Source organism: Kitasatospora sp. NPDC057512, assembly GCF_042802135.1.
Classification (GTDB): domain Bacteria; phylum Actinomycetota; class Actinomycetes; order Streptomycetales; family Streptomycetaceae; genus Kitasatospora.
In genome coordinates, this window is record NZ_JBHVET010000862.1 from 1 (window position 1) to 3,228 (window position 3,228).

The following is a 3,228-nucleotide window of genomic DNA, read 5'->3' on the forward strand; positions in this document are numbered from 1 at the left end:
GTGGCGGCGTCTATGACGAAGCGGTAGCGGACGTCGCTGGAGAGGACCCGCTCGTACGCCTCGTTGATCCTCTCGGCGCCGATCAGCTCGATCTCGGCCGCCACGCCGTGCTCGGCGCAGAAGTCCAGCATCTCCTGGGTCTCGGCGATGCCGCCGATGCCCGAGGAGCTCATGCTGCGCCGCCGGCCGCCCAGTGCCCGGATGTCGACCTCCAGCGGCTCCTCCGGGAGGCCGACGTTGACCATCGCCCCGTCGGTGCGCAGCAGGGAGAAGTAGGCGGCGAAGTCGATCGGGGCGGAGACGGTGTTGAGGATGAGGTCGAAGGTGCCCGCGAGGCTCTGGAAGGTCGCCGGGTCGCTGGTGGCGAAGTAGTGGTCGGCGCCCAGCCGCAGCCCGTCGTCCTTCTTGCGCAGGGACTGGGACAGCACGGTGACCTCGGCGCCGAGCGCGTGGGCGATCTGCACGCCCATGTGGCCGAGCCCGCCGAGGCCCACCACGGCGACCCGCTTCCCGGGGCCCGCGTTCCAGTGCCGCAGCGGGGAGTAGGTGGTGATGCCCGCGCACAGCAGCGGGGCGGCCTTGTCCAGCGGCAGCGCCTCGGGGACGCGGACCACGTAGTTCTCGTCGACGACCACGGTCTTCGCGTAGCCGCCGTACGTGGGCCGGCCGTCCTTGCCGACGGCGTTGTACGTCCACACCGGGCCCTCGTCGCAGTACTGCTCCAGGCCCGCCCGGCAGTTGTCGCAGGTGCGGCAGGAGTCGACCATGCAGCCGACGCCGACCCGGTCGCCGACCGCGAAGCCGGTGACGCCGGGGCCGACCTCGGCGACCACGCCCGCGATCTCGTGCCCGGGCACCATGGGGAAGACCGCCCGGCCCCAGCCCTCGTGGGCCTGGTGGATGTCGGAGTGGCAGATGCCGGCGAAGGCGATGTCGATCAGCACGTCGTGCTCGCCGACCGCGCGGCGCTCGATGGTCGTACGCTCCAGCGGGGCCTTGGGGGCCGGCACGGCGTAGGCGGCGACGGTGGTGGTCATGGGAGTTCGTTCCCTCTCTGCGGATGGAACCGGGCCGGTCGGGTCGGACGGACCGGGGCGGTCGAACAGCAGACCCACGGTACCCCTGGGGCCGGTGTGCCCTGCCGGGCCGGTGCCCGCTCCGGCAGCGGCCCGCGCAGGTCGGAGGGCCGCCGGTTGTTCGGTGTTTTGTTCAATGACCGAGGGCCGAACCAGAACAACCCCAGTGCGCTACACCGGTAGCGCACGCCACACCCGTGCCGCACGTGGGACCAGGGCCGCGACAGCGGCGAAGGCCGGAAGGGTTCACCAGATGACGACGCTCTGCATCGCGAACAACCGCACCGAGGAGATGGTCGGGGACCTCGCCGGGACACCGCCGGCGGAGCTGCGGTTCGCCGGGTGCGGGGCGCAGCGGATGCTCTGGTGGGCCGAGGACGGGGACGTCCTGGTGCTGCCCTGGGGCCCTGACCCGGAGTACCTGGCGTACGTCACCGGGCTGACCGGCGTACGGGCCGACAGCCTGGCCTTCGTGGTGCCGCCGCCCGGCGTCCACGGCGACCAGGTGCTCACCGCCGACCGGCTGGCCGACCCGGGCTTCCGCGCCGAGCTGCGCCGCGCGCTGGACGGGCGCGCCGTCGACGAGGTGCTGGCCGTCTCGCCGAACGGCGCGGTGGCCGAGCTGGCGGCCGCGCTCGGGATCGGGCACGCCATGCCCGGCCTGCCCTTCGCCGCGCAGGGCGGCAACGCCCTGGTCAACAGCAAGGCGGGGTTCCGGGCGCTGGCCGCCGGCGCCGGGGTGCCGATCCCGCCCGGGCGGGTGGCCGGATCGCCCGCGGAGGTCGAGGCCGCCGTCGAGGACCTGCTGGCGCGGGGGCACAGCGTGATGGTGAAGGTCGAGTACCAGGCGGGGGGCCTCGGCAACGAGATCCTCGCCCGGGACGAGAAGGTGGAGGCGGTCGGCGCCGAGCGGGTGGTGCCGCTGCCGGACCGGGCGGCGGTGGCCGCGTACGTGGCCGAGCGGTGGACCTGGCTGACCGGCGGGCGCGGCCAACGGGTGGTGGTGGAGCGGTACTTCGCCGACTCGGCGCCGCTGTACGCCGAGTTCGTCATCGGCGACACGGCCGCGGTGCTCTCCGGCTGCGGCGAGATGGTCATGCGGCCGGTGGTGCTCGGGGAGATCACCCCGCCGGTCACCCCGGACGCCGGGGCCCGGGACGAACTCGTCCGCGAGGCCGCCCGGTTGTGCGAGGCGCTGCGGGTGGTCGGCTACCGGGGCACGGTCAGCGCGGACGCCGTGCTGACCCCCGGGGGCGAGATCTACTTCCACGAGACCAACGCGCGGCTCACCGGCTCCAGCCACCTGCACCACGCCTACGCCGGCCGCCTGCTGCGCCCCGAGCACCGCGGCTCGCGCCACCTCCTGGAGCTGGCCGGCCTCAGGGTGCCGTCCTTCGCCGAGGCCGTGGCGGCGATCGGCGCGGCCGGGCTGGCCTTCGACCCGGAGAGCGGCACCGGCGTGCTGTTCAGCTCCGACTTCGGGCCCGCCGACGGCTCGGTGATGTACTGCGCGGTCGCCGCGAGCCCGGAGGCCGCCCGCGCCCTGGAGGGCGCCCTGCTCGCGCTGTTCGCCGGATGAGGCCCGACCTGGAGGAGGACGGAATGATGCGCGCCGCGCTGATCCACCGCTACGGCGGCCCGGAGGAGCTGAGCGTCGAGACGGTGCCGGAACCGGAGGCCGGCCCGGGCCGGGTGCTGGTCGACGTCACCCTGGCCGGGCTCAACTACGCCGACCTGGAGTGCCGCACCGGCGAGTACCTCAGGTTCCCGCTGCCGGCGGTGCTCGGCGTCGACGTGGTCGGGCGGCGTCGCGAGGACGGCCGGAGGGTCGTCGCGCTGCTGCGCACCGGCGGCGGGTACGCCCACGTGGCCGCGCCCGAGGCGGCGCACACGGTGGAGGTGCCGGACGGCGTGGACGACGAGCAGGCGCTCGGGCTGCTGGAGCAGGGGGCGACGGCCTACGGCGCGCTGACCCTGGCGGGGCGGCTGCGGCCGGGTGACGCCGTCGGCGTGAGCGCGGCCGCCGGCGGGGTCGGGCACCTGGCGGTGCAGCTGGCCAGGGAGCTGGGCGCGAGTCGGGTGGTCGCCCTGGCCTCCACCCCGGAGAAGCGGGAGTACCTGCGCTCGCTGGGCGCCGACACCGTGCTCGACC

General features: G+C 74.8%; 3 protein-coding genes. 2 read left to right on the plus strand and 1 reads right to left on the minus strand.

Annotated elements, in window-relative coordinates:
* Nucleotides 1-1,037 (minus strand): NAD(P)-dependent alcohol dehydrogenase (locus ACFU6K_RS34880; protein WP_380670005.1); only part of this gene is annotated, 1,037 nt, incomplete at its 3' end.
* Nucleotides 1,038-1,329: 292 nt separating this feature from the next.
* Between ACFU6K_RS34880 and ACFU6K_RS34885 the strand changes: the two genes are divergently transcribed.
* On the plus strand, nucleotides 1,330-2,655 hold the full coding sequence (locus ACFU6K_RS34885) for a peptide ligase PGM1-related protein (RefSeq protein WP_380670007.1): 1,326 nt from the start codon (nucleotides 1,330-1,332) through the stop codon (nucleotides 2,653-2,655).
* 23 nt (nucleotides 2,656-2,678) lie between these two features.
* Nucleotides 2,679-3,228, plus strand: a 550-nt coding sequence (locus ACFU6K_RS34890; RefSeq protein ID WP_380670009.1) for a zinc-binding alcohol dehydrogenase family protein, incomplete at its 3' end; no start/stop codon positions are given.

What these genes read in the sequence shown, in the direction of transcription:
- ACFU6K_RS34885 (WP_380670007.1), top strand. Translation starts at nt 1,330, where the DNA reads ATGACGACGCTCTGCATCGCGAACAACCGCACCGAGGAGATGGTCGGG.